At 71.5% G+C, this 19831-nt stretch carries 25 protein-coding genes and 4 pseudogenes; 15 read left to right on the top strand and 14 right to left on the bottom strand.

Going from position 1 to position 19831, the window contains the following annotated elements:
- The first annotated feature begins 112 nt into the window (after positions 1-112).
- Positions 113-277 (top strand): hypothetical protein, encoded by a 165-nt coding sequence (locus ABD330_RS24740; RefSeq protein WP_344468178.1) that lies wholly within the window; start codon positions 113-115, stop codon positions 275-277.
- Positions 278-371: 94 nt separating this feature from the next.
- Here ABD330_RS24740 and ABD330_RS24735 read toward each other — a convergent pair whose 3' ends face one another.
- Positions 372-635 carry a GlsB/YeaQ/YmgE family stress response membrane protein gene (locus ABD330_RS24735; protein ID WP_344468177.1) on the bottom strand — a complete coding sequence of 88 codons (264 nt, stop codon included), beginning with the start codon at positions 633-635 and terminating at the stop codon, positions 372-374.
- Between the two features lie 256 nt (positions 636-891).
- Here ABD330_RS24735 and ABD330_RS24730 point away from each other — a divergent pair, with 256 nt between their 5' ends.
- From ABD330_RS24730 to ABD330_RS24700, 6 genes and pseudogenes are all read left to right on the top strand, one after another.
- Entirely contained in the window at positions 892-1212 is a 321-nt protein-coding gene (locus tag ABD330_RS24730) for a hypothetical protein (protein WP_344468176.1), read from the top strand.
- Between the two features lie 51 nt (positions 1213-1263).
- A complete protein-coding gene (locus tag ABD330_RS32535) occupies positions 1264-2838 on the top strand; it encodes a SigB/SigF/SigG family RNA polymerase sigma factor (protein ID WP_425555628.1) in 1575 nt (524 codons plus the stop codon).
- An 84-nt stretch (positions 2839-2922) separates the two neighbouring features.
- Positions 2923-3321: an STAS domain-containing protein gene (locus ABD330_RS24715; protein WP_344468175.1), complete on the top strand. Its 399-nt coding sequence runs from the start codon at positions 2923-2925 to the stop codon at positions 3319-3321.
- Between the two features lie 113 nt (positions 3322-3434).
- Positions 3435-3887 (top strand): ATP-binding protein, encoded by a 453-nt coding sequence (locus ABD330_RS24710; RefSeq protein ID WP_344468174.1) that lies wholly within the window; start codon positions 3435-3437, stop codon positions 3885-3887.
- Between the two features lie 202 nt (positions 3888-4089).
- Positions 4090-4470, top strand: coding sequence for a PRC-barrel domain containing protein (locus ABD330_RS24705; RefSeq protein ID WP_344468173.1), 381 nt, complete (start codon positions 4090-4092; stop codon positions 4468-4470).
- Positions 4471-4529: 59 nt separating this feature from the next.
- Positions 4530-4825: pseudogene (locus ABD330_RS24700) on the top strand (transposase family protein); the annotation flags it as partial.
- A 157-nt stretch (positions 4826-4982) separates the two neighbouring features.
- On the opposite strand, the gene ABD330_RS24695 reads toward ABD330_RS24700, so the two are convergent.
- The 3 genes and pseudogenes from ABD330_RS24695 to ABD330_RS24685 form a co-directional block, all read right to left on the bottom strand.
- A complete protein-coding gene (locus ABD330_RS24695; RefSeq protein WP_344468172.1) occupies positions 4983-5651 on the bottom strand; it encodes a Rossmann-fold NAD(P)-binding domain-containing protein in 669 nt (222 codons plus the stop codon).
- A gap of 338 nt (positions 5652-5989) precedes the next feature.
- Positions 5990-6142 (bottom strand): annotated as a pseudogene (locus ABD330_RS24690) (DDE-type integrase/transposase/recombinase); the annotation flags it as partial.
- A 407-nt stretch (positions 6143-6549) separates the two neighbouring features.
- Complete coding sequence (locus ABD330_RS24685; protein WP_344468171.1) at positions 6550-7014, bottom strand: MarR family winged helix-turn-helix transcriptional regulator; 465 nt, start codon at positions 7012-7014, stop codon at positions 6550-6552.
- Positions 7015-7127: 113 nt separating this feature from the next.
- Between ABD330_RS24685 and ABD330_RS24680 the strand changes: the two genes are divergently transcribed.
- Both ABD330_RS24680 and ABD330_RS24675 read left to right on the top strand, forming a co-directional pair.
- Positions 7128-7886: a pentapeptide repeat-containing protein gene (locus ABD330_RS24680; RefSeq protein ID WP_344468170.1), complete on the top strand. Its 759-nt coding sequence runs from the start codon at positions 7128-7130 to the stop codon at positions 7884-7886.
- A 260-nt stretch (positions 7887-8146) separates the two neighbouring features.
- On the top strand, positions 8147-8383 hold the full coding sequence (locus ABD330_RS24675; RefSeq protein ID WP_344468169.1) for a hypothetical protein: 237 nt from the start codon (positions 8147-8149) through the stop codon (positions 8381-8383).
- A gap of 34 nt (positions 8384-8417) precedes the next feature.
- Here ABD330_RS24675 and ABD330_RS24670 read toward each other — a convergent pair whose 3' ends face one another.
- The 4 genes and pseudogenes from ABD330_RS24670 to ABD330_RS24655 all read right to left on the bottom strand — a co-directional run bounded on the left by ABD330_RS24670 (position 8418) and on the right by ABD330_RS24655 (position 11141).
- Positions 8418-9137, bottom strand: a complete 720-nt coding sequence (locus tag ABD330_RS24670; protein WP_344468168.1) for a glycosyltransferase family 2 protein — start codon at positions 9135-9137, stop codon at positions 8418-8420.
- Positions 9134-9625: pseudogene (locus ABD330_RS24665) on the bottom strand (class I SAM-dependent methyltransferase); the annotation flags it as partial. The pseudogene ABD330_RS24665 and the gene ABD330_RS24670, both read right to left, overlap by 4 nt.
- Positions 9626-9775: 150 nt before the next feature.
- The gene (locus tag ABD330_RS24660; RefSeq protein WP_344468167.1) at positions 9776-10402 is read right to left on the bottom strand and encodes a PIG-L deacetylase family protein; all 627 of its coding nucleotides are present in this window, start codon (positions 10400-10402) and stop codon (positions 9776-9778) included.
- A gap of 568 nt (positions 10403-10970) precedes the next feature.
- A complete protein-coding gene (locus tag ABD330_RS24655) occupies positions 10971-11141 on the bottom strand; it encodes a hydrophobic protein (protein ID WP_344468166.1) in 171 nt (56 codons plus the stop codon).
- Positions 11142-11543: 402 nt separating this feature from the next.
- Here ABD330_RS24655 and ABD330_RS24650 point away from each other — a divergent pair, with 402 nt between their 5' ends.
- From ABD330_RS24650 to ABD330_RS24635, 4 genes are all read left to right on the top strand, one after another.
- Complete coding sequence (locus ABD330_RS24650) at positions 11544-11714, top strand: hydrophobic protein (protein ID WP_344468165.1); 171 nt, start codon at positions 11544-11546, stop codon at positions 11712-11714.
- A 59-nt stretch (positions 11715-11773) separates the two neighbouring features.
- Entirely contained in the window at positions 11774-12139 is a 366-nt protein-coding gene (locus ABD330_RS24645) for a LapA family protein (RefSeq protein ID WP_344468164.1), read from the top strand.
- Between the two features lie 281 nt (positions 12140-12420).
- On the top strand, positions 12421-12660 hold the full coding sequence (locus ABD330_RS24640) for an early set domain-containing protein (RefSeq protein ID WP_344468163.1): 240 nt from the start codon (positions 12421-12423) through the stop codon (positions 12658-12660).
- 380 nt (positions 12661-13040) lie between these two features.
- Positions 13041-13460, top strand: coding sequence for an SsgA family sporulation/cell division regulator (locus ABD330_RS24635; protein WP_344468182.1), 420 nt, complete (start codon positions 13041-13043; stop codon positions 13458-13460).
- A gap of 73 nt (positions 13461-13533) precedes the next feature.
- Here the strand turns inward: ABD330_RS24635 and ABD330_RS24630 are convergent, their stop codons facing one another.
- Together ABD330_RS24630 and ABD330_RS24625 are read right to left on the bottom strand one after the other, a co-directional pair.
- Positions 13534-13773 carry a DUF6296 family protein gene (locus tag ABD330_RS24630; protein WP_344468162.1) on the bottom strand — a complete coding sequence of 80 codons (240 nt, stop codon included), beginning with the start codon at positions 13771-13773 and terminating at the stop codon, positions 13534-13536.
- A gap of 130 nt (positions 13774-13903) precedes the next feature.
- On the bottom strand, positions 13904-15481 hold the full coding sequence (locus tag ABD330_RS24625) for a SpoIIE family protein phosphatase (RefSeq protein WP_344468161.1): 1578 nt from the start codon (positions 15479-15481) through the stop codon (positions 13904-13906).
- A gap of 393 nt (positions 15482-15874) precedes the next feature.
- Here ABD330_RS24625 and ABD330_RS24620 point away from each other — a divergent pair, with 393 nt between their 5' ends.
- Positions 15875-16336, top strand: a complete 462-nt coding sequence (locus ABD330_RS24620) for an SRPBCC family protein (protein WP_344468160.1) — start codon at positions 15875-15877, stop codon at positions 16334-16336.
- Between the two features lie 539 nt (positions 16337-16875).
- On the opposite strand, the gene ABD330_RS24615 is transcribed toward ABD330_RS24620, so the two are convergent.
- Positions 16876-17301 (bottom strand): ATP-binding protein, encoded by a 426-nt coding sequence (locus tag ABD330_RS24615; RefSeq protein WP_344468159.1) that lies wholly within the window; start codon positions 17299-17301, stop codon positions 16876-16878.
- A gap of 10 nt (positions 17302-17311) precedes the next feature.
- On the bottom strand, positions 17312-17716 hold the full coding sequence (locus ABD330_RS24610) for an STAS domain-containing protein (RefSeq protein WP_344468158.1): 405 nt from the start codon (positions 17714-17716) through the stop codon (positions 17312-17314).
- Positions 17717-17922: 206 nt separating this feature from the next.
- Here ABD330_RS24610 and ABD330_RS32530 point away from each other — a divergent pair.
- Positions 17923-18245 (top strand): annotated as a pseudogene (locus tag ABD330_RS32530) (DUF6328 family protein).
- Positions 18246-18416: 171 nt separating this feature from the next.
- Here the strand turns inward: ABD330_RS32530 and ABD330_RS24600 are convergent.
- Complete coding sequence (locus ABD330_RS24600; RefSeq protein ID WP_344468156.1) at positions 18417-18593, bottom strand: hypothetical protein; 177 nt, start codon at positions 18591-18593, stop codon at positions 18417-18419.
- A 457-nt stretch (positions 18594-19050) separates the two neighbouring features.
- Positions 19051-19590 (bottom strand): ATP-binding protein, encoded by a 540-nt coding sequence (locus tag ABD330_RS24595; protein ID WP_344468155.1) that lies wholly within the window; start codon positions 19588-19590, stop codon positions 19051-19053.
- Between the last annotated feature and the right edge of the window lie 241 nt (positions 19591-19831).

Below are 19831 nucleotides of genomic sequence, written 5' to 3'. Positions count from 1 at the left end.
CGCCCGCGAGGTCTACCGCACGCTCACCAGCACACCAACCGAACGAATCACGCAAACCGACCTTGCTCCTGCGGCTTGACGTCTATAGGAGCATCCGAGGAGGAGTACGGCCATGGCACTGTTCCTGTTCATCGTGCTCATCGCAGTCGTGTTCGGTTTCATCGGCGCGCTGGTCAAGGGCCTGCTCTGGCTGCTCGTGATCGGGGTCGTCCTGTTCATGGCCACCCTGGTGTTCGGCGGGATGCGTCTCGGCAGCCGACGCGCGAAGCGCAGGTAGGACGGCGCGTGCGCCCGGAGTTCCGGGCGCACGCGAAACGGGCACGTTCCGCAGCCGGGAATCGGCTGGGAACGTGCCCGTCGGTTCGCAGCGGTCAGCGCCTGCCGCCCGACAGGGCGCGTACCAGGATCAGCACGAGCAGCGAGCCCACGACCGCAGCGATCCAGGTCGAGAGGTGGAAGAACCCGTTGAGGGAGTGGACCCCGAAGATCACCTTGCCCAGCCAGCCGCCCAGCAGTCCGCCCGCGATGCCGATCAGCATGGTGACGATCACACCGCCGGGATCGCGGCCGGGCATGAGGGCCTTGGCGACGGCTCCCGCCAGCAGGCCGATCAGAATCCACGCGACGACGCCCATGAGACTCACCTTTCGTACGGTCAGCTCCGTTTCCGTGCCTGCCGTCTGCTCGCTGCGGCCAGTCCCAAACACCGAGGACGTGGCGTTCGACGTCTCCCCCGATGTTTGAAGACCGTCAGCGGGGAAGGCGACACCTGCGGCTGCGCCGGTCGTCCCCCGGCGGCGCAGCCTCCGTGAGGGCCCCGTTCCCCGTCGGGGCCTTCACGGCTGCCCCGGCCGCAGCGAGCGGCCGGCGGACCGTTGGAAGGAGCCTCCCGTGAACAGCGCACACCCGCCCCAGGAGACGGCCGCCGAGGCTGCGCGGGCCGCCGAGCGGACCGAACGGCGGGCCCTGCACCGGCTGGCGCCCAAAGCCGTGAAAGTGGCGGACGGTCTGGAGGCGGCCGCCGACCACGTGGTGAGCCGAGTCCGGCCGACCTACCGCCAGTTGGCCGTCCGCACCCGGCCGGCCACGGCCCGGCGGGCGGCCGGCCTCGCCTCGGCCGGCGTGCTCGGGCTGACCGGCGCGCTGGTCCTGCACTGGTGCCGTTCGCCCGGCGCCGTACGCGGCAGCGGCAGCCGCGCGAGCTCCACCTAGACCGCCGGCCTCGCCCACCGCGCTGACCCACGGCCGACTTGGGGAGACGCTGTGCAGCCCTCAAGGAGGAAAGCGCCTCACAGCCACTGCCCGGCGCCCGGGCGACGCACCCGCACTGCCCCCGCCATCCTGCTTCTCGGCCGCCGCAGCACGCCGAGCCTCCTGCCCGCTCCGGCAGCCGACCCACCGGCCCAACCAGCGAGGCCACTTGGGGCCACCGCGGTCTGCGGGCTGTACGACCCGGTGACCAGGTGGTTGCGCTGGGCCCGGGCCGGGCACCTGCCGCCCGTCCTGCTACCCGAGGGCAAGGCCCGGACTTTGCCGCAGCCCGCCGGGGTCCTGCTCGGCGCCGTCGACCACGCCGACTACGCCGAGGAGCAGGCCGAGTTGGCTCCGGGCGACACGCTGGTGATGTACACCGACGGGCTGATCGAGCGCCACGACGAGTCGGTCCAGGCCTCCCTGGCGGGCCTGCTCTCGCTCAGCGGGCCGGCCGCCGCCCTTCCCGGCGACGGCCGGCCCGCCGTGGAGGGGCGGTTGGACCACCTGCTGCGGCACAGCGGCGCCGACGACGACACCTGCCTGTCGGGATCGGGGCCGGCGGTCCGTGAGGCCCACCGTCCGCACACCGCAGCCTTCACCAGACCTTCACGACACCGGGGCGAATGGGTCGGCCCGGAGCGGGTAGCAGGGCCTTCGCACCGGATCCGCCCGAGGAAGAGAGACGACATGCCCGCCATGAGTGACCTGCTCAGCCGCGACGCCCGCCCGTACGAGCAGACCACACCGGCCGCGGCGGCCCCCAGTATCTCCCGGCCCGCGGTACCCGAGCTGGTGTCGGTCACCGACCCGCAGAAGGTGGCCCCGGCGGACGCCCGCGAACTGACGCGCGTTCTGCTGACACGCCTGTCCACCCTGGAGGAGGGCACCCGGGAGTACTCCTACGTGCGCTCCACCCTGGTCGAGCTCAACCTGTCCCTGGTGCGGTTCGCGCTGCGGCGCTTCACCTCGCACCGCGAGTCCACCGCGGACCTGCTCCAGGTCGGCGCCGTCGGCCTGATCAAGGCCATAGACCGCTTCGACCCCGAGCGCGGCGTGGAGTTCACCACCTACGCCCTCCCCACCATCCTCGGCGAGATCCGGCGGCACTTCCGCGACACCACCTGGGCCGTCCACGTGCCCCGGCGTCTCCAGGAGCTGCGGATCACCCTGGCCAAGGCGCAGGACGAGCTCTCCCAGGGCCTCGACCGGGCGCCCACCGTCGAGGAGCTGGCCAGGCACCTGGACCTTCCGGCCGAGGAGGTCGTCGAGGGCCTGGTCGCCACCAACGCCCACACCACCGACTCGATCGACCTGCCCGCCTCCGGCGAGAAGGGCGCGGCGCCGCTGGCCGACCTGATCGGCGGCCCCGACGACCGGCTCGACCTGGTCGAGAACATGGTCGCCCTCAAGCCCCTCATCGCTGCCCTGCCCGAACGGGACCGGCTCATCCTCTCGCTGCGCTTCACCCAGGAGCTGACGCAGTCCCAGATCGGCGCGCGGCTCGGGCTCTCCCAGATGCACGTCTCACGGCTGCTCGCCCGCACCCTGAAGACCCTGCGCGAAGGCCTGGACGGCCCCGCCTGAACCGCCCCTCCGGTCGGGCGGCTCCGCTAGGCTGCCGTACCGGAGTCACGAACAGCCCGTAGGACATTCTGCGAAGGAAGCGTCATGCAGACCCAGAACGACCCTGCCGCGACGCCGTGGGGCTCCGGCGCCCCGGGTGGGGAGGCGACCGCCCGGGTCCGCGCCGAGGGCGACCGGGCGCTGGTGTGCGTCCTGCAGGGTGAGCTGGACATCGAGTCGCTGGCCGCGGCCAGGCGGGCGCTCACCGAGGCGGTCGCTCGCAGCGTGCCGGTCCTGGTGGTGGACCTTCACGACGTCGGCTTCTGCGACTCCACCGGTCTCAACCTGCTGCTCAGGACCCGGACGGCGGCCGTGGCGGCCGGCACGGACTTCCGCCTGGCGGCCCCCTCCCCCGCCGTCCTGCGCCTCCTGGAGATCACCGGCGCCGACAGCGTCTTCTCCCTGCACCCGTCGCTCGACGACGCACTGAACCCGGCGCCGTGACCCCGGCCGCCACGTACCCGCGCCTGGGCCGCCACCACGCCGGGCGGGCACCATCCGACAGCGGACCGGGCCGCCGCCCGGAGCGAAGCGCCGATCCGAAGGGGCACCCGCTCATGACCTCCAGCCGGGACGCCCTGGACGACCGGGTGCACGGCAGCTCGGGCGGAACGGCACCCGCCGTGCAGCGCCGCCGCCTGCCCCTCGCCGGACTGCCCAAGCCGGTCGGACGCGCCCGGAGCTTCACCGCCGACGCCCTGCGGGACTGGTCCTGGCCCGACGCCGAGGACGCCGGACTGCTCGTCACCGAACTCGTGGCCAACGCGATGATGCACGCCGGCGGCCCCCTCGAACTCGTCCTGGCCATCTCCCCCGCCGGCCTGCGCGTCGAGGTGAGCGACGCCTCCCCCGACCTGCCCGAACCCCGCCTTCCGCACACCCCCGGCCTTCCCGGCGGCCACGGACTGTTCATCGTGCAGCACACCTCCACCCGCTGGGGCGCCGTACCCCACGACCAGGGCAAGACCCTCTGGGCCGAGATCGACCGGCCGGACGCTCCCACCGGCTGACCGAGGTGTGCGCAGTGTGGCCCGGACCGCCGACCGCTGGGGCATCACACCCGCCGACGGGGGCAAGTTCGTCCGGGCCGAGATCGACGTCTGACCGCCGCTCGCCCTGCCTCCGTCCGCGAGGCATGCATTCCGCGATTCGGGGGAGCCGAACGCCAGGGCCGCGCCGTCACGGGGCGGCGCGACCGACCTAGGAGGAACCATGGACGCCAACGAGATCGGCACCTTCCGCATCTGGGACTTCCGCGAGACCGCCGGCCACATCACGGGCACCGATCTGACCGGCTTCCACGTCGAGGCCGTCGACGGCGCGATCGGCAAGATCGACCAGCTCTCCGACGTGGTCGACAACTCCTACCTCGTGGTCGACACCGGACCGTGGATCTTCGGCCGGCTCGTCCTGCTCCCGGCCGGCACCGTCATCAGGGTCGACCAGGCCGACGAGAAGGTGTACGTGGACCGGACCAAGTCCGAGATCAAGCACGGCCCTTCCCTCGTCCCGGACTGCTATGAGGAGGGGATGGACCAGCGCGACCGCTACGCCTCCTACTACGGCCCGTTCTACGGGAACATCGCCCGCTGACCGGAGCCTGCTGCGCGTCGGAGCGGCCGCCCTCGAGACCGGCCGCGGAACTGTAAAAGGGCGAGGTGATCCGGGTGGTGGCCCGGACTCAGGACGGTCCGGTGCCCTGCCCGGTCTGCGGGACACCGACGGACCGGGTGCACGGCTTCCATCACCGGACGGTGGCGGACGTGCCGGCGGACGGCCGACGGGTGCTCGTGGCGGTGCGTGTGCGCCGCCTGGTCTGCGCGGTGCTGGGCTCCAGCGGCAGACCTTGCGCGAGCAGGTGTCCAGCCTGCTGGACCGCCACCAACGCCGCACGAGTCGTCTCACGAGCCAACTCGGCGCGGTGGTCAATGGGGTGAGCGGGCCGGCCCGCGACGCGGCAGCAGGCAATGCCGACGCCTCCTGAGAGGCGTGAGTACTGTCCCGGACCGGCATTCAACCTCGCGGAGCAGGCGACTCCCTGCGGCGCCTAGGACTCCGACGACGGCCGGGCCGCACCGTCCTGACCCGGCGTGGGCGCGGCGGGCTCAGCCCGCTGTGGCGACCCGGTTGATGTCCGCGCTGCGCAGGACGTGGTCGCCCGTGCCGTTCCACCCGGCGACGGCGAGCATGGCGCGGCCGATGTTCTCGGTGGTGGTGACCTTGTCCGGCATGACGCGGCGCAGCAGTGGGTACAGCCGGGAGGCCACCGGGTAGATCCAGCGGTACGCCGGGGTCCGGGAGCGTTCGCCGTGCATCGCGTGGATGTAGCCGGGCCGGAACATGTAGGCGTGGAACGGCATCGCGAGGAGCGCGTTCTCGGTGTGGCCCTTGACGCGGGCCCACATCGAGCGGCCGTGCTCGGTGCTGTCGGTGCCCTCGCCGGAGACGTAGACGAAGGTGAGCGACGGGTTGTCGGGCAGGGCGCGGGCGGCGGCGAGGGTGTAGTCGTGCGTGATGCGGCGGTACTCGTCCTCGCGCTTGCCCGCTGAGGTGACGCCCAGGCAGTAGAAGCACGCGTCGACGTCCTTGAACTCGCCCGCCAGCGCGGTGAAGTCGGTGAAGTCCGAGTGCACGAGGGCCGTGAATTTGGGGTGGGCGATGTCGAGCGGCGTCCGGCCGACGGCGCGGACGCTGGTGACCCGGTCGTCGAGCAGACACTCGCGCAGAACACCCTGCCCGACCATGCCGGTCCCGCCGAAGAGGAGCACATTCACAGGAGTCTCTTCCTGATGGGCCGAAAGCATGGAAATAGACGCAAACTGTACTACGGCACCGCAGGGGTCACGACCGTACGGGCGGATACACGCACTCCTGCGTCGTTTCCCGGAGCAGTTCGGTGGCGCTCAGTCAGCCCAACGTCCGGCTGACCAGCTGGGCTCCGTCCAGTCCGGCCTGGGCCAGCTGGGCGTCGCGGTTCCCGTGCTCGACGAAACCCACCGGCAAGCCCGCGCACCGTACCGGCGTAGCGATCCCCCGGTCGGCGGTGCGGTGGGCTTCGTCGGCCCGCTGCCGGGCGGCTGCCCGGAGCGCCGCCTCCTTGGGTACTGCCCTGCGCTCCGTGATCGGAGTGGAAGACCGCTCCCTGCAGGGTGCCGCGGGGGGCAGCGGCCATCGTCAGGGCGTCGGCGGCCAGGGACGTGCGCATGTGGTCGGCGATCGACCAGCCGACGACGCACTTGCTGAAGCAGTCCAGGACTGGCGGTAGGCGCGGTGGCCGCCGAGCGCGGCCCCGCCGCCCAGCACGGCCAAACCGGCCAGACCCAGGCTCCGGCCGAGCCGGACTGCCCGCGCGGGCGGGCGGCCCACGACGCCCGTACAGCCCTACCGCGGCCGCCGGCGAGGCAGCGTGCACGATGCCGGTGCGCAGCTGCTGCTCGTGCTGCTCGGCCCAGTCGACCCAGCCCGTCAGCGCGGCCGAGGCCGCCGTGACCACGCCTGCCGAGACGAGCAGGCGCGCGGCCCTGATGAGAATCCGCGATTCTCCCCAGACCTGCTCGACCTCCTCAGACCGTCCGACGATCAACGCAGTGGGGAGGCTGGGTGAGTAGGCCGTTTCCGACACCGTCAACGGCGGGGCGGCTATCGTGCGCGCCGTTGACGGTGTCAGTGCGCTCACGGCTCGGGGTAGCCGGGGCCCGGCGTGGCGTCGACCAGGGCGGCGTTCAGCGTTGCCAGCGCGGCAATCACCGTGTCGACCTGCGCGTCGGACAGCCCGGGGAGCAGGTGGCGCAGTGTCGGTTCGGCGTCCCGGTTCCTGGCGTTCTTGGCCTTGGCATGGGCGTGGGCGGCGATGGTGGCGATGGTGCGGCGGCGGTCGGTGGGGTCGGCTCCCAGTTCGACCAGGCCGCGCTGGTGGAGTGAGGCGATCACGGTGGAGCAGCGGCTCTGGGCGTAGCCGGTGTGCTGGGCGATGGCCCCCACCGGCTGTGGGCCGGTGGTGTACAGGCACTCCAGTACGAGCAGCTCGGCAGTCCCCAGGTCGGAGGTGTCCTTCATCGCCGCGGTCGCGGCGGCTGTGAGCTTCCTGCCGAGTTGGTGCAGGTCGGCGAGGTTCAGGGCACTGGTCGGTGGTGGCACGCGGATCCTCCTGCGAAAGCGTCCTTCGGTGATGCCCTCATCGTAGTGCATCACAACAGATGTATCTTGTGAGATGTATCTGTCGAGACACCCCACCCAGCGAGGCCCGACCAGTGACCCAAGCACCGCAGCCCGTCCACGACACCGATCCCTCCGGCCGGCCGCAGGACCCCCTTCTGCTGCTGGCGACCGAGGCCGAACTCACCGATGTCGACTTCACCGGCCTGGACCTGCGCCCGGCCCTGCGGAGCCATCGGCGTCCCCGCACGTTCACCCGCTGTACCTTCACCGAGGCCAACCTGCGCGGAGCCCACCTCGCCGAGGCCGTCTTCACCGACTGCACCGCCACGGCGGCCGACTTCACCGGCGCCCTGCTCGACCAGGCCCGCTGGCAGGGCGGCAGCGCCGCCAGGGCCAACTTCACCGACGCCGACTGCGGCGACCTCACCTGCGACAGCACCGACCTGGCCAACACCAGGTGGGGCGGCGCCCTGCTCGCCGACGCCGCCTTCACCGGCTGCCGCATGATCGGCGCCCGCCTCACCGGCCACCGCGGGCTGGGCCTCACACTGCACCGCTGTAACCTGGCCGTCGCCAACCTCAACGGCCTGAGCCTGCGCGGCTCCCACCTGGTCGGCATCCGCTTCACCGAAGCCGACCTCGGCGGCGTCGACTTCCGCGACACCACCCTCGAAGACTGCCGACTCGCCGACGCCAACCTCCGGGCCGCCGACTTCACCGGCGCCGACCTACGCGGCGCCGACCTCGGCGAACTCACCATCGCCACCGCCGCAATCTTCCGCGGCGCCGTCATCTCCCCCAACCAAGCCGCCCACATCTGCGCCGCCCTCGGCCTGAACGTCATCGGCTGATCCGCCACACGGGCCGGCTCGGCCGATGCCGGACACAGGCGGCTGGAGCCCCTCACAGCAGGTCCGGGCGGCTGGGGCGTGGGTGCAGCTCGGCAGGCGGGAAGGTGAGGAACTGGGGAGAGCGCCCCTGGCCGACCGAGAGCGAGAAGTGGCCGAATTCAACGAGCGCCATCAGCCCGCTCGCAGCCGGGCACCTGGTCCAACATGGCGCTGGACAGCCACGCGCCGACCGGCCCCTGCACGAGCGCAGGGTGCAGGGGGTGGCCGATCTGGCGGCCTTGCAGAACGCCCCGCAGCCGCCCGAGCGGTGCGCCTTGCACCAGGCGTTGCAGGGGTTCGATGACCGGGTCGAGCTGCCCGGCGTCGGCCAGGGCGTCGAGCCCCGGCAACGCCCTGTGCCGATCCCGGTACCGTGGCGGTCGGCTGTAGCGGTGCTGGTTCCCATGATGGCCACGCTGCCCGTGCCTTTCGTCGAGTGCGGGACGAGGCTGCGCTGACCGGTGTGACCGGCGGTGCGGCAACGTCGGTGGTTCAGCCGGCCAGGGCGTCGAGGCCGCGCAGGTAGTCGCCGAATCCGCCGTGGGCGCGGGGGTCGCGCCGCGCGGATGTGGCCACCGGGCTGTGGAGGGTGCGGCCGACCCGGTAGCCCACCGCCTCCAGGGCGGTGACCAGGGCTCGATCCTCGCCGACGGCGAGCGGCCGGAAACCGCTGACCGCCCGGTAGGCGTCGCCCCGCACCCCGAGGTTCGCCCCGTGGACGTGCGGGTGCCAGATGGCATTGAGGTCCTCGTACTGGTAGCGCCGGGCGAACGCGGCCGGGGTGCGCTGCGGGTGGCCGTTCCAGTCGGTGACGCGGACGGTGCCTGCTGCGGCGTGCCAGCCGGAGACCGCGAACGCGAGCTGGCGCACGATCCAGTCGGGCGGGACTTGGGAGTCCGCGTCGGTGTGGGCCAGCCACATTCGGTCGGGGGTGAGACCCGGCACGATCTCCGAGGCCGTCAGCAGGGCGTGGGAGCTGCCCACTGCCCGGGCCGCACCCACGTTGCCGCCGTCCACCTCCACCACCGCGACGCCGTGGCGGCGGGCGATCCAGGCTGTTGAGTCGGTGCAGCCATCGGCGACCACGGTCACCAGGATGGGCAGGTCGGGCACTCCCGGGTGCTGGATCGCCCGGTCGAGCGCCTCCAGGCAGCCGGGGAGCAGTTCCTCCTCGTCCCGGGCGGGGACGACCACGGCCAGTGCCCCGATCATCGCAGTCCCTCCAGTGCGGCCACCGACAGGCGGTCAGGTGACGTGAGGGCGTCGGAGCGCACGAACACATGGAGGAGGAAGTCCGGCTCGTCGTGTCCGGCGATCCGGACCAGGCCCGCGTGCGCGCGGGCCTGCCGGTGGACGGCGTCACCGGACTGCGCGTGTTCGGCCACGGCGGGGCGCCAGTGGACGAGCAGCAGCGTCCCCGCCGGCTCGAGCGATTCGACGGCGAGATCCAGGAGCCGGGAGCTGTCGTCGGGGGTGAAGTAGTACAGCAGCTCCGACAGGACGATCAGGTCGAAGCGCCCTTCGGGCCAGTCCCCGGGCAGGAGGCGGTGCTGGAGCGTGACGTTAGCCAGGCCCGCGAGCCGGGTCCGGGCCTGAGCGAGGGCTGTCTCCTCCCTGTCGCAGGCCAGCAGCGCCTCGCAGCGGGCGGCCAACAGGGCCGACAGGACCCCGACGGAGCAGCCCGGTTCGAAGGCGCTGCGGTAGTGGCGCCGGGGGAGGACGGCGAGGGTGAGGGCGTACTTGCGCTGCTCGTACCAGCTGCCACGGGTCTGGCCGGTGGGCGTACATGCGGGTGAAGTAGTCCCCCGGCGTGCCCGCGGCTATGCCGGTGGTGCGGGGTGTGGGTGCGGTCACTGCCAGATCACCTCGAAGTCGCTCTGGAAGTGGGCGAGTTCCTCCGGTGGCAGGATCGCCTCGTCGCCGGGCCGGTCGCCCAGTGGCTTCACCTGGCTGCGGAAGCAGTCGAGTGCCGCCTGCTTACGGGCATGGGCGGCGGGTGTCAGCGGTATCCGGGCGGCGCGGTGCCAGGGAAGGGCGGGGTCGGCGGGCCGGGCCCAGTGCCAGGCCCACACCGGGTACTCCCACACCGGTACACCGCTGGCCGCCGCCGCGGCGAGGGCGGCCCGGCCGGCGGCCTCATGGTCCGGGTGCAGATCACGGCTGTACGGGGCGACGCACAGGTCGTACCCGTCCAGCAGACGGGCGAGGCGGCCCGTCAGGTCCTGCTCGTGCCGGGCGACGCCGCTGTCCGGCAGGTGCAGGGCGATCCGGTGCACCCGGGCACGCAGCCGCGACAGTGCCTGGTGCAGTTCCCGCCTCCGGACCGCCGCCAGCTCGCGGGCCAGCGGCGAACGGCTGCCGGGGTGGGAGGCTTCGCCGTCGGTCACCGAGACCAGGACCGGCCTGATGCCCGCGTCCGCGAGGAGCGCGAGCGCCCCGCCGAATCCGAGGACCTCGTCGTCCGGGTGCGCGGCCACCACTACGACCCGTGCCGCGCGGCCCGATCCGACGGGAAGCCGGCTGAGAGGGTCGAGGGCCGGCAGGTCCGCACGAGGGAGCCAGGCCCGCCAGGCGCCCTCCGGGGTTCCGGGGGCCTGGATCGCGTCATCCTGCTCCAGTCCAGCGAGAGCGTCGGGGGGTGCCGGCCGGTGTCGCCGCTACCCGGCAACGGCACGTCGAGTTCGCCGCTGCCGGCCATCCGCCACAACTCCCCGGCGACCCAACGGCGGTGATCCTCGGTTTCTGTACCAGCCGGCGGCTTGTGGGGCACCGCTGCGTCCCTCATCGCGAACCCCGCAGACCAGAGCCCGACCGGCCCGGAGGCCGCCGGTCCTGCAGAGGAATTGGCCGGGCGCTCACGCTGTGCTCCTTCGTGTCGTGAGAAGGGCGGCAGATGCCTCGGATCCGACTCTGCACCGCGAGCCCGCGGCCCGCCTGTGGACGACGCGGGTGTCGCGGCCGGGGCGCCAGGCCACCTGCGCCCCCGGGCCGCCGGGGCCGCCCGGCCCCAACATCGCTGCGCACCCCCGCGAGTGGGCTCGAGGCTTACCAGCGGTACCAGCGGCCGCGGCTGCCCGAACTGCCAGTGCCCCGTGCGACGAACCCGAGCAGCCACAGCACGAGCACGAACACCGCCACCCACCACAGGGCCTTCAGCGCGAAACCGGCACCGAACAGGAGCAGAGCGAGCAGCAGCACCAGCAGAAGAGGAACCATCGTCAACCTCCGTAAATTGGTCGGTCGTCCTGTACGCGGACTCGTCTGCCCCGCGGCACCTTCCTTACGCGCACATACCCGCAGCGATCACGTGCGCCCTCCGAAACCGGCATCCGGTAGAAGGCAGAGGCCGAAGGCAGCTGTCCGGAAGTCGGCGCCTGGTTCACCAGTCCGGCGGGACAGGCGATTTCCAGCGCAGGGCCCGGAGATCTCTGCCTGTGCACCCCTCCCGCCCAGCCGTCGGCCGGTGGCACCGTCACGCGGGCTCGCAGGCGCCCTTCCTCACCACGGTCTCCGCCGTCGAAGCGCTCCGCCTGACCTTCCGGGCGGGGCCCGGTAGGGGTCGCGGCGACACATGGTCTGCGCTGACCTGGGCAGAAGCCCAGCAGGAGGCTGATGACAATGGTCGCACTGCTGCTTGTTCTGCTGCTAGCCGTGATCCTCTTCGGCGTCGGGTTCGCGATTCACATTCTGTGGTGGGTGGCGATCGCTGTGCTGGTGCTGTGGCTGCTGGGCTTCGTGTTCCGCGGCGCTGGGGCCGGCGGTTCGCGCGGTCGCTGGTACCGGTGGTGAGCTGGCGTGTCCGGTATCCAAAAGCGCCGCTCCAGGGCTCGCGAGCAGGAGGGAGCATAATGCGCTCGCATATCTTCCAGCGCCGCTCAGAGCGGGGCGTGTCCCGTACCCGCACCGGCGCGACGTGGGTCGGCATCGGCCTGTTCTCCGTGGTTCTCCTGTTGCTGTTGATCTTCATCCTGGAAAACGGCCACCACGTCGACGTCGCCTACTTCGGCTTCCACGGCCACGTCCCGCTCGGCGTAGCCCTCCTGCTCGCCGCCGTCTTCGGCGTTCTCCTCGTAGCGATCCCAGGTACAGCACGCATTCTCCAACTACGACGCGCCGCCAAGCTCTCCTCATTGGAAGGGGGTCCCCTCACCGAAACTCCGAGACAACCGACGGACGAGACCGAGGTCGATAGCGGTGAAGCAGGACCTCCCTGAGTGACCGGCCGAACCGCCGAAGCCGTCGTCGTGCCCGACGCTCCTGCTGGCACCGGCCAACTGCTCCGGCCCGCCAACGCCAGCCGAAGCGGTGGGCCGGACGAGCGGCCCGGGCACCCAGCGTCGTGCCTTACCCGTCTGCCGGCAGGGCGCAGGCGCAGGATCGGAAGCATCCCACCGCTGGTGAAGAAGTTGCCCGTCATGCTGGGGCGCACCCGGCGCAAAAACGCCACCGAGGTCACTTCGTCCTGCCTGCCGACCACCCGACGGGAGAGGTCAGCGTGGTGGGGGACTTCAACGGCCGGGAGCCCGGCACTCATCCGCTCACCGTTCGTAAGGACAGGATGCGGGCGGTGACCGCGGCGATGCCGACCGACCAGCGCATCGCCTTCCGCCGTCTCGCCCACGGCGACCACTGGTTCGACGACCAGGAGGCGGACGGCCACGACGGGGTCAACGGGCTACCTGCACAGCTGACCGGCTCCCTGCACACACTCCCGACGAGCGAGGAAAGCTCATGACCGACATCTGGGGCTGCAGCTGGGGCTGCAGCGCCTCCTCCCAGTACACGCCCGGCACCGATCCAGGTGTGCACCGACGGGCCCAACGTCCTGGTGACCAGCCGCAAGCCCGACGACCTGCCCGCGTTCACCGGCACACTGGTCACGGTCTTCGCCGCAGCCCGACCGGACCGGGTCTCGCCGGCAGCGGCGCACTGTCGGCTCCTGCCCCCGCTACCGACCAGGCAGAGCGAACTCCACCTCCCACCAATGTCCGTGAGTTGTGAATCCGCTTCGGATTGCGCTGACTATCCGTCGGAGCGCGGGGTAGACGCCGTTCGTCCATGTGGGTCCGTCCGGAAACGGACCCGCCGCTGCCGCAGGAGGGCGCCTTGACCCAGATGTCCGCAGTCCGACCCATAACCGTCACGTTCCCCGACAGTTCGCTGCCCGACGTGCCGGTGGACGTGGAACTCCGCTTCGACGTGGGACTTCCGTACGCGGCCTGCCTGGCGTTCTTGCTGTCCCCGGCCGACAGCGAAGCCGACAGGCCGGAACTGTGCTGGTACTTCAGCCGGGACCTGCTCAACGAGGGGCGCCACGGTCCTGTCGGTGAGGGAGACGTCAGGGTCAGGCCCGGAGCCGCCGGCGCGGTCCTCATCACCCTGCACGGCCTCGACGGACGTGTCGTGCTCAGCGCCCCGCAGGACGCCGTCGCCGCCTTCCTCGCGGACTCCTTCGCCCTGGTGCCCGCCGGCTCGGAGTCCGGCCGCCTTGACATCGACACCGCCCTCGCCCGACTTCGCGGGACCAGCTCGTAGCCGCCCGGTCGGCCGGACGGTACCTTCCCCCGAGCGCTCAGCCGGCAGGCGCCCGGTGCGGCGGGCGTGCATGTCAGGGCAGCGGGACGGCGTGCAGGCACAGCTGTCGGCCCTCGTACTCGGAAGGAGCGCGCAGCACGGTCGCGGCCTCGCCGACTATCCGCATGCGCCAGAGGCCGTCGATGTCACCCCACACGGGGTCGGCCGGGCGCGAACCGTCGTCGTGGAGCAGTTGCACCACGACCACCTTCGCCGCTCCGTGGCCGCCGACCGGCCCTGGCAGCGTCACGGCGTACCGCGATGGCAGAGCCATCAGGCACCTCCGCAGGTCGGTCGATCACTGTGGACGCTGACTCGTCTGCCCGGCGTGGTGCGATCCCTACACGTTCACACCGGTGATGGCCAGCAGCCTTCGACACCGGTGCGTAGGGTCTCCGGCGCGATCAGCGGCTGATGTGCAGGACGCAGATGTCGTCACGGCGTGTTCTCGGCGAGGTGAGCACCTGAACGAGCCGGTCGAGGCGGGCCCGGGTGTCGGCGTGGGCCGCGGCGGCTCGGGCCAGTCGGACGAGTCCGTCGTCAATGGGCTCAGCAGGGTTCTCGATCAGCCCGTCCGTATACAGGTACAGGTGGTCCCCGGGAAGCAGTTCATGCCGGGCTTGTTCGTAGGCAGGAGTGGTGGTGGCGCCCAGCAGGACGCCCGTGGGGGCGGCCAGGAACCGGGCCTCGCCGTCGCGCACCAGGAGGGGCGGCGGGTGTCCGGCCTGGACCCAGGTCAGGCTGGAGGTGGCGGGCTGGTAGACGGCCATGATCATGGTGGCGGTGCTGCAGTTGCGCTCTGCGGCGTGGAGCAGCAGGACGTTGAGCCGATGTAGCACGGCGGGTAGGGGCATGCCGGTGATGGCCATGCCTTTGGCGGTGAAGCGCAGCAGTGCCATGGTGGCCATGGCGTCCAGTCCGTGGCCGGCGACGTCGCCCACGACGAGCAGGGCGCTGCCGTCGGGCAGTTCGATGGCGCTGTACCAGTCGCCGCCGAGGTCGAGGCCTTCCTGGACGGGCTGGTAGGCGACGTCGACGGTGAGGTCGTTCAAGTGCAGCACCTGCTCGGGCACCGGCAGCAGGGTCTCCTGGAGGCGGCGCGCGAGCTCGCGTTCGGCGGCCAGTTGGCTCTGCTGTACGAGCGCGTTCTGCTCGTGCTCCAGCAGTTGTCGTTCGGCGTGCTTGGCGGCGGTGACGTCCTGGAAGAAGCCGTGCACGTGAACCGGGTGGCCGTTGGCATCCGTCTCGGTCTCAGCGACTATCCGCACGTGTTGCACCGGCCTGTGGGGCAGTCGGATGCGGAAGGTGTGGTCGATCGGCTCGCCCGATTTCAGCAGGATCCGGACGGCGTCGGTCAGGGAGGCACGGTCGTCGGTCTCGGCGTGGGTCGCCAGCTCCTCCAGGGTCATCGGGCCCAGCGACCGGTCTCGGCCGAAGATCGAGTACACCTCGTCGGACCAGGTGATGTCGCCACGGACGAGGTCGCGGTCCACCCAACCCATCCGGCCCAGGCGCTGCATGAGCGCCAGTCGGCGTTGCTCGCGTTCACCTGTGTCCAGCCGGTTCCAGGAGACGGCCAGCCCGCCCAGGCAGGGCACGGCCCGCACGTTGTACCGGGACAGGCGGGGGACACCGGCGGCAACTTCCTCGTACTCCAGCTCTCCCTGCCAGGCTTCGCCGGTCCTCAGTGCCTGGAGATAGCCCTGCCACAGGGGGGTGCCGGCGACGCCCGGGTAGATCTCAAGGACGCTCAGTCCCACGAGTTCAGATCCCCGGCGGCCGGCGATATCCACCGCCTCTGGCGAGGTGGCGGTGAAGCGGAAGTCCGTTACCTCGCCCCCTGGCCCGTACTCGGCCCGCAGAAGTGCCACCGAGCCGGGCAGGCCGGCCAGGACCTGCTGAGCCAGTGCCATGGCGGCGTCGGCGTTCCCTGCCGGATCAGGGCCCCAGCCCGGTGCAGCGGGTTCCTCAAGGTCCGTCATGCACCGAGCATGTCACAAGCGTGGCTACCGGCGGCACAGCGCGAACGGGCTTTCTCGGCGCGATCCCGGTGGCCGGCTCCGGCCGTTTTTGCCTCCGGGGAGGGTCGCCGTCATCGGGCACGCCGGCCGGCGTTCGGGCCGTACCGTGCTTCGGTGCGGGTGCGCGTCGCTCACGCCCGTGCAGGTCGGTCAGGGCAGTGAGGTGCAGCCGGTGGCACTGAGGATCTCGGCGGCGGGGATGACCGCTGTCCCCAACCCCCTCAGGGTGCCCCGAGCCACCACGCCGCCGCCGTCTCCGGACGCCCCTGGCCTCCCCCGTCCTATGGCGCATGAGCAGGCAGAAGTAGGGCAGGCGAGGAGACAGTCCGATCACGAAACCACGGAGGTGCTGCGATGAGCATGGTGCAAGAACAGATCGACGTGGACGTCCCGCTGACCACCGCGTACAACCAGTGGACGCAGTTCGAGGACTTCCCCCGCTTCATGGAGGGCGTCGAGCAGGTCACCCAGCTCGACGACCGCCACAACCACTGGACGACCAAGGTCGCCGGCGTCACCCGCGAGTTCGACACCGAAATCGTCGACCAGTTGCCCGACCAGAAGATCGCCTGGCGCACGACCGGCGGTGAGGTCCAGCAGATGGGCGTCGTCACGTTCGAGCGCCTCGACGATCAGCACACCACGGTCCGCCTGGCCATCGACTTCGAGCCCGACGGCATCGCGGAGAGGGCCGCCGACGCGATGGGCATGGTCGATCGCAGGGTGAAGGGCGACCTGCGGCGCTTCAAGTCCTTCATCGAGGACCACGGCGTCGAAGGGGGTGGCTGGCGAGGCCGCATCACCCCGGGCGGCTGACCCGCCTCCGGGCAGCGGTGGGGTGGTGGCGGCCCGGCCGGACCGCCACCGCCGTCTCCCGCCTCGGACGGACGGCGGGCACTCGCGCAGAACTCCGACCGGTCCAGTCCGGTACTCGAAACTCTGGCGCCTTCCCACTCCGACCCGCCGTGCGGCACTGGCGGCCGCCGGACGTACCGCGACCGTGGCCGAGCTTCTGACCGCCGGTCGCGGCGGCACCGCCCCGGCAGCTGCACCCCGGCCGCACAGGGTCTGAGCCGGGCCGTTGCGGCCGGGGTGCATCTTCTGAACGACTCCGTTCGGGCGAAGCAGTGACCTGCCCCCGATCCCCGCGCGATGCCGCGTGGTTGGGCCCGTAACACCCGCGCCGGAGGAGCACTCCCCGATGGCCCGTCTGTCCACCAGCAGTCCCACTCGGCCGGCCGGACACGGGTGCGCCACGGCTCGGACTCGGCTGCCACGGAACTCCTCCCACGGAGTTCTTGCCTCGTGGCGCGGCTGCCCGCAGCGGGCACGGGGAGCACGGGTACGGGAGGAGATCAGCCGGTCTCCGTCGCCCAGCCGGGCGCGTCCTCGTCGTCCAGCCGCTCGCGCAGCCGTCCCAGGATGTCGCCGAGCCCGTGGCCGCCGGGACGGGCCGGATCCGGATGCGGGCTCAGCCGCGGCGGGACCGGACTGTCGTCCGACGCCCCCGCCCACAGGCGGGTGCCGTCCCAGCTGAGGCGTAGCTCCGCCGGCCCCCCGGGGGCGTGCAGGCAGGCGTTGGTGACCAGCTCCGAGACCATCAGCAGCAGGTCCTCCACCAAGGCCTGCCGCTCCTCGTCCCGGGCCGGCAGCCAGTGCCAGTCCAGCAGCGCCTGCCGACTGAAGTCGCGGCAGCGCTGCACCGCACCGTCGGTGCCGTACAGCGCAAGCCGCCTGGTCTGTACGGTTCCGGCGGGAGAGCCTTCGTTGAAGCGGGTCATCGACGCGCCCTCACTCCGCGTCGCCGGCGTCCTGGGCCGGGCCGGGCGTCCGTAGGGCCGAATCCAGATCGGGGTGGATGCGCAGCACGGTGTCGGCGCCGGTGACGGCGAACAACCGGGCCACCGCCGAGGTCGGGCCCGCGACTTCCAGCTGCCGCCCGTCGGCCTCGGCCGCCAAGCGCGCCCGTAGCAGGATGTTGAGGCCGGTGGAGTCGCAGAACCGGAGCTCAGCGAGGTCGACCACGGTCCGCTGCTCCCCGTCGTCCCCGGGGCCGGCCAATGCCGCCCGCAGGCTCTCGCCGGTGTCGTGGTCCAGCTCCCCGCCGGCGGATACCACCCGGACCGCGCCCCGGCGCGACACCGTCACCCGCAGTCGCCCGGGGCCGTACTCCTCGTCGTCAGCCGGCTGCGGCATGGCGAACTCCCGGGCAGGTCGTGGCGGCTTCCTCACATCCTGTCCCATCATGCCCCGCTCTCCCACGGACCCGACCGCGCCGCGCGGACCTCACGAAGGCGACCGGGCCTCCCGTGCCTCGCTCCTGACCGGCGTTTGCCCGCCCTGCGTCCGGCTACACACCGACTACGCAAACCGGGTTCCCCGTGTCGGAGGAGGTGATCGCGATGGCCACACCTCGCCCGGGTCCGGGTTCTGGAGCCCGGACGGGCCGCCGGGAGTCGGCCGAGGACCGGGCCGACCGCCGGTGGAGTGATCTGTTCCAGGAGTTCCGGGCCGCCCAGACCGGCTCGCAGGTCCTCTTGGCTTCCTGCTGAGCGTGGTGTTCATGGCGCGCTTGGTCCTGCTCGGCCGCTTCTACCAAGGGCTCTACATAGTCACCTTCGTGCTCGGTGCCTTGGCCGTCGGCGCGCTCACCGCACCGGTCGCCTACCACCGGGTATTCACCGAGCACCGCTTCAAGCCCCAACTCATCGATGCCGCAGGTTGATTGGTGACCAGAGGATCAGCGAGCAGCCCAGCGAGCGGGCCAGGGCGAACTACGCCGATGCGTACGCAGCGGGACTACTCGAATCGGAGGAGATCCCACCTGGGCACACCTGGCGCGACGACTGCGAGCGAGGTTACGACGCGGCGTGAGGGCGGACACCACGGGATCGGGTCAGTGGCTCTTCCGGCAGCCACCAGCGTACTCGTCCAGGTCCGCCCGCTTCTCGTTCGTGAGCTTGCCCCACTCCACCGCGCACAGCACGTCGGTCACCTCCTGGCCCCGGATGATGTCGCGGTGCACCCGGCCCGAGTCGGCGGACCGCTTGGTCTTCGCGTCGACGGCCTGCACCCACTCCGGGCTACCTCCACCGGCCCGGCCAACGCCTCCGGATCGCCTGCCAACGCCACCACGCCCCCTACGACCACACCGACAGCCGGCAGCGCACCGGCCACCTCGACGACTATCCGCCGGACCCCATGACCTTCATGGCGCACAAAAATTAGCAGGGCCTGCGAACCACCGTGGAGCAGACCTCGTCGTCGCGCCCCCGGACGACTTCCGCCCGCAGCCGCTCCGGGTCAGGCCGCGACCTAGCGCGACCTCCAGGCGGATGATCGCGGCCTCGTCAGGCAAGACCCAACGCCACAGCAGCCTGCTGACGGTAAGGTGCGCGACCCCGCAGCAGCGCGACAACTCCAGCGCCGACCACTCCTCCGCTTCTTGGCGCAGCCGAGCTGGTGGCCGGGCATCGTTTCAGTTGTCCCACGACGCAGGGAAAGAGCATCTCCGCGCTCCACCACGCACTTCAGCGGGTCAGCTCCGGTCGGATCGGTGATCGAGACCGGCCACTGATCGGAACGCTCGCCCATGTCACGTCCCGTCCGTCAACCCGCAGGAAGTGACACCACGAACCTCGCACCGGCGGCCGGGTGCGCGAGGGTGATGTCGCCCCCGGCGGCGCGGGCGAGGCGGCAGGCCAAGGGAGTCCGAGGCCCGCACCGTCGTGGCCGTCGCCCGGGTGGGCGCGGCGGCCCGCCTCGAAAACGGCCGCGCCCACCGCCTCGGGCACGCCGCAGCCGTCGTCGGCCACCGCCACCTGCACCCCGCCGGGGCGTCGCCCGGACTCAACGGTGATCCGGTGCACCGCGTAACGGCGGGCGTTGTCGAGCAACGGGGTGAGGATGCGCTCCATGAGGGCGGCGGAGACGCCGACGGCCACGCCGTCGCCGCCGACGGTGACGGGCGGGGCCTCGGGGTGATCCTCGAACTGGGCTGCGGCCGATTCACGTTGGACCGCTGCTCTCCCGGTGCGCTGGCTGTGGCTGTGGAGAGCGGCGGCCAGCAACCCAGAGGAGTCTGCTGCCCGAGCGCGGAAACCGACATGTCCTCGGAGGCGTGAACAGCTGGTCATTTCTGCGTGCTTGGGGATGGCCGGACGGCTGCAGGCCGGCCGGACTGACTTGGCTGGGCCAGTTGGGCGACCACCGAAACGGTGAAATCAATCCTGATGAGAACTGCTCTGAGCAGCGGGTTTTCCGGACCTTTCGGTGCGAAGGGTCGAGGTGTGGAGGTGGACGCGTCACGAA

This window comes from Kitasatospora kazusensis, assembly GCF_039529945.1.
Lineage (GTDB): Bacteria > Actinomycetota > Actinomycetes > Streptomycetales > Streptomycetaceae > Kitasatospora > Kitasatospora kazusensis.
Note: the sequence above shows the minus strand (reverse complement) of the source record. Positions and strands in the feature narration are given on the sequence as shown.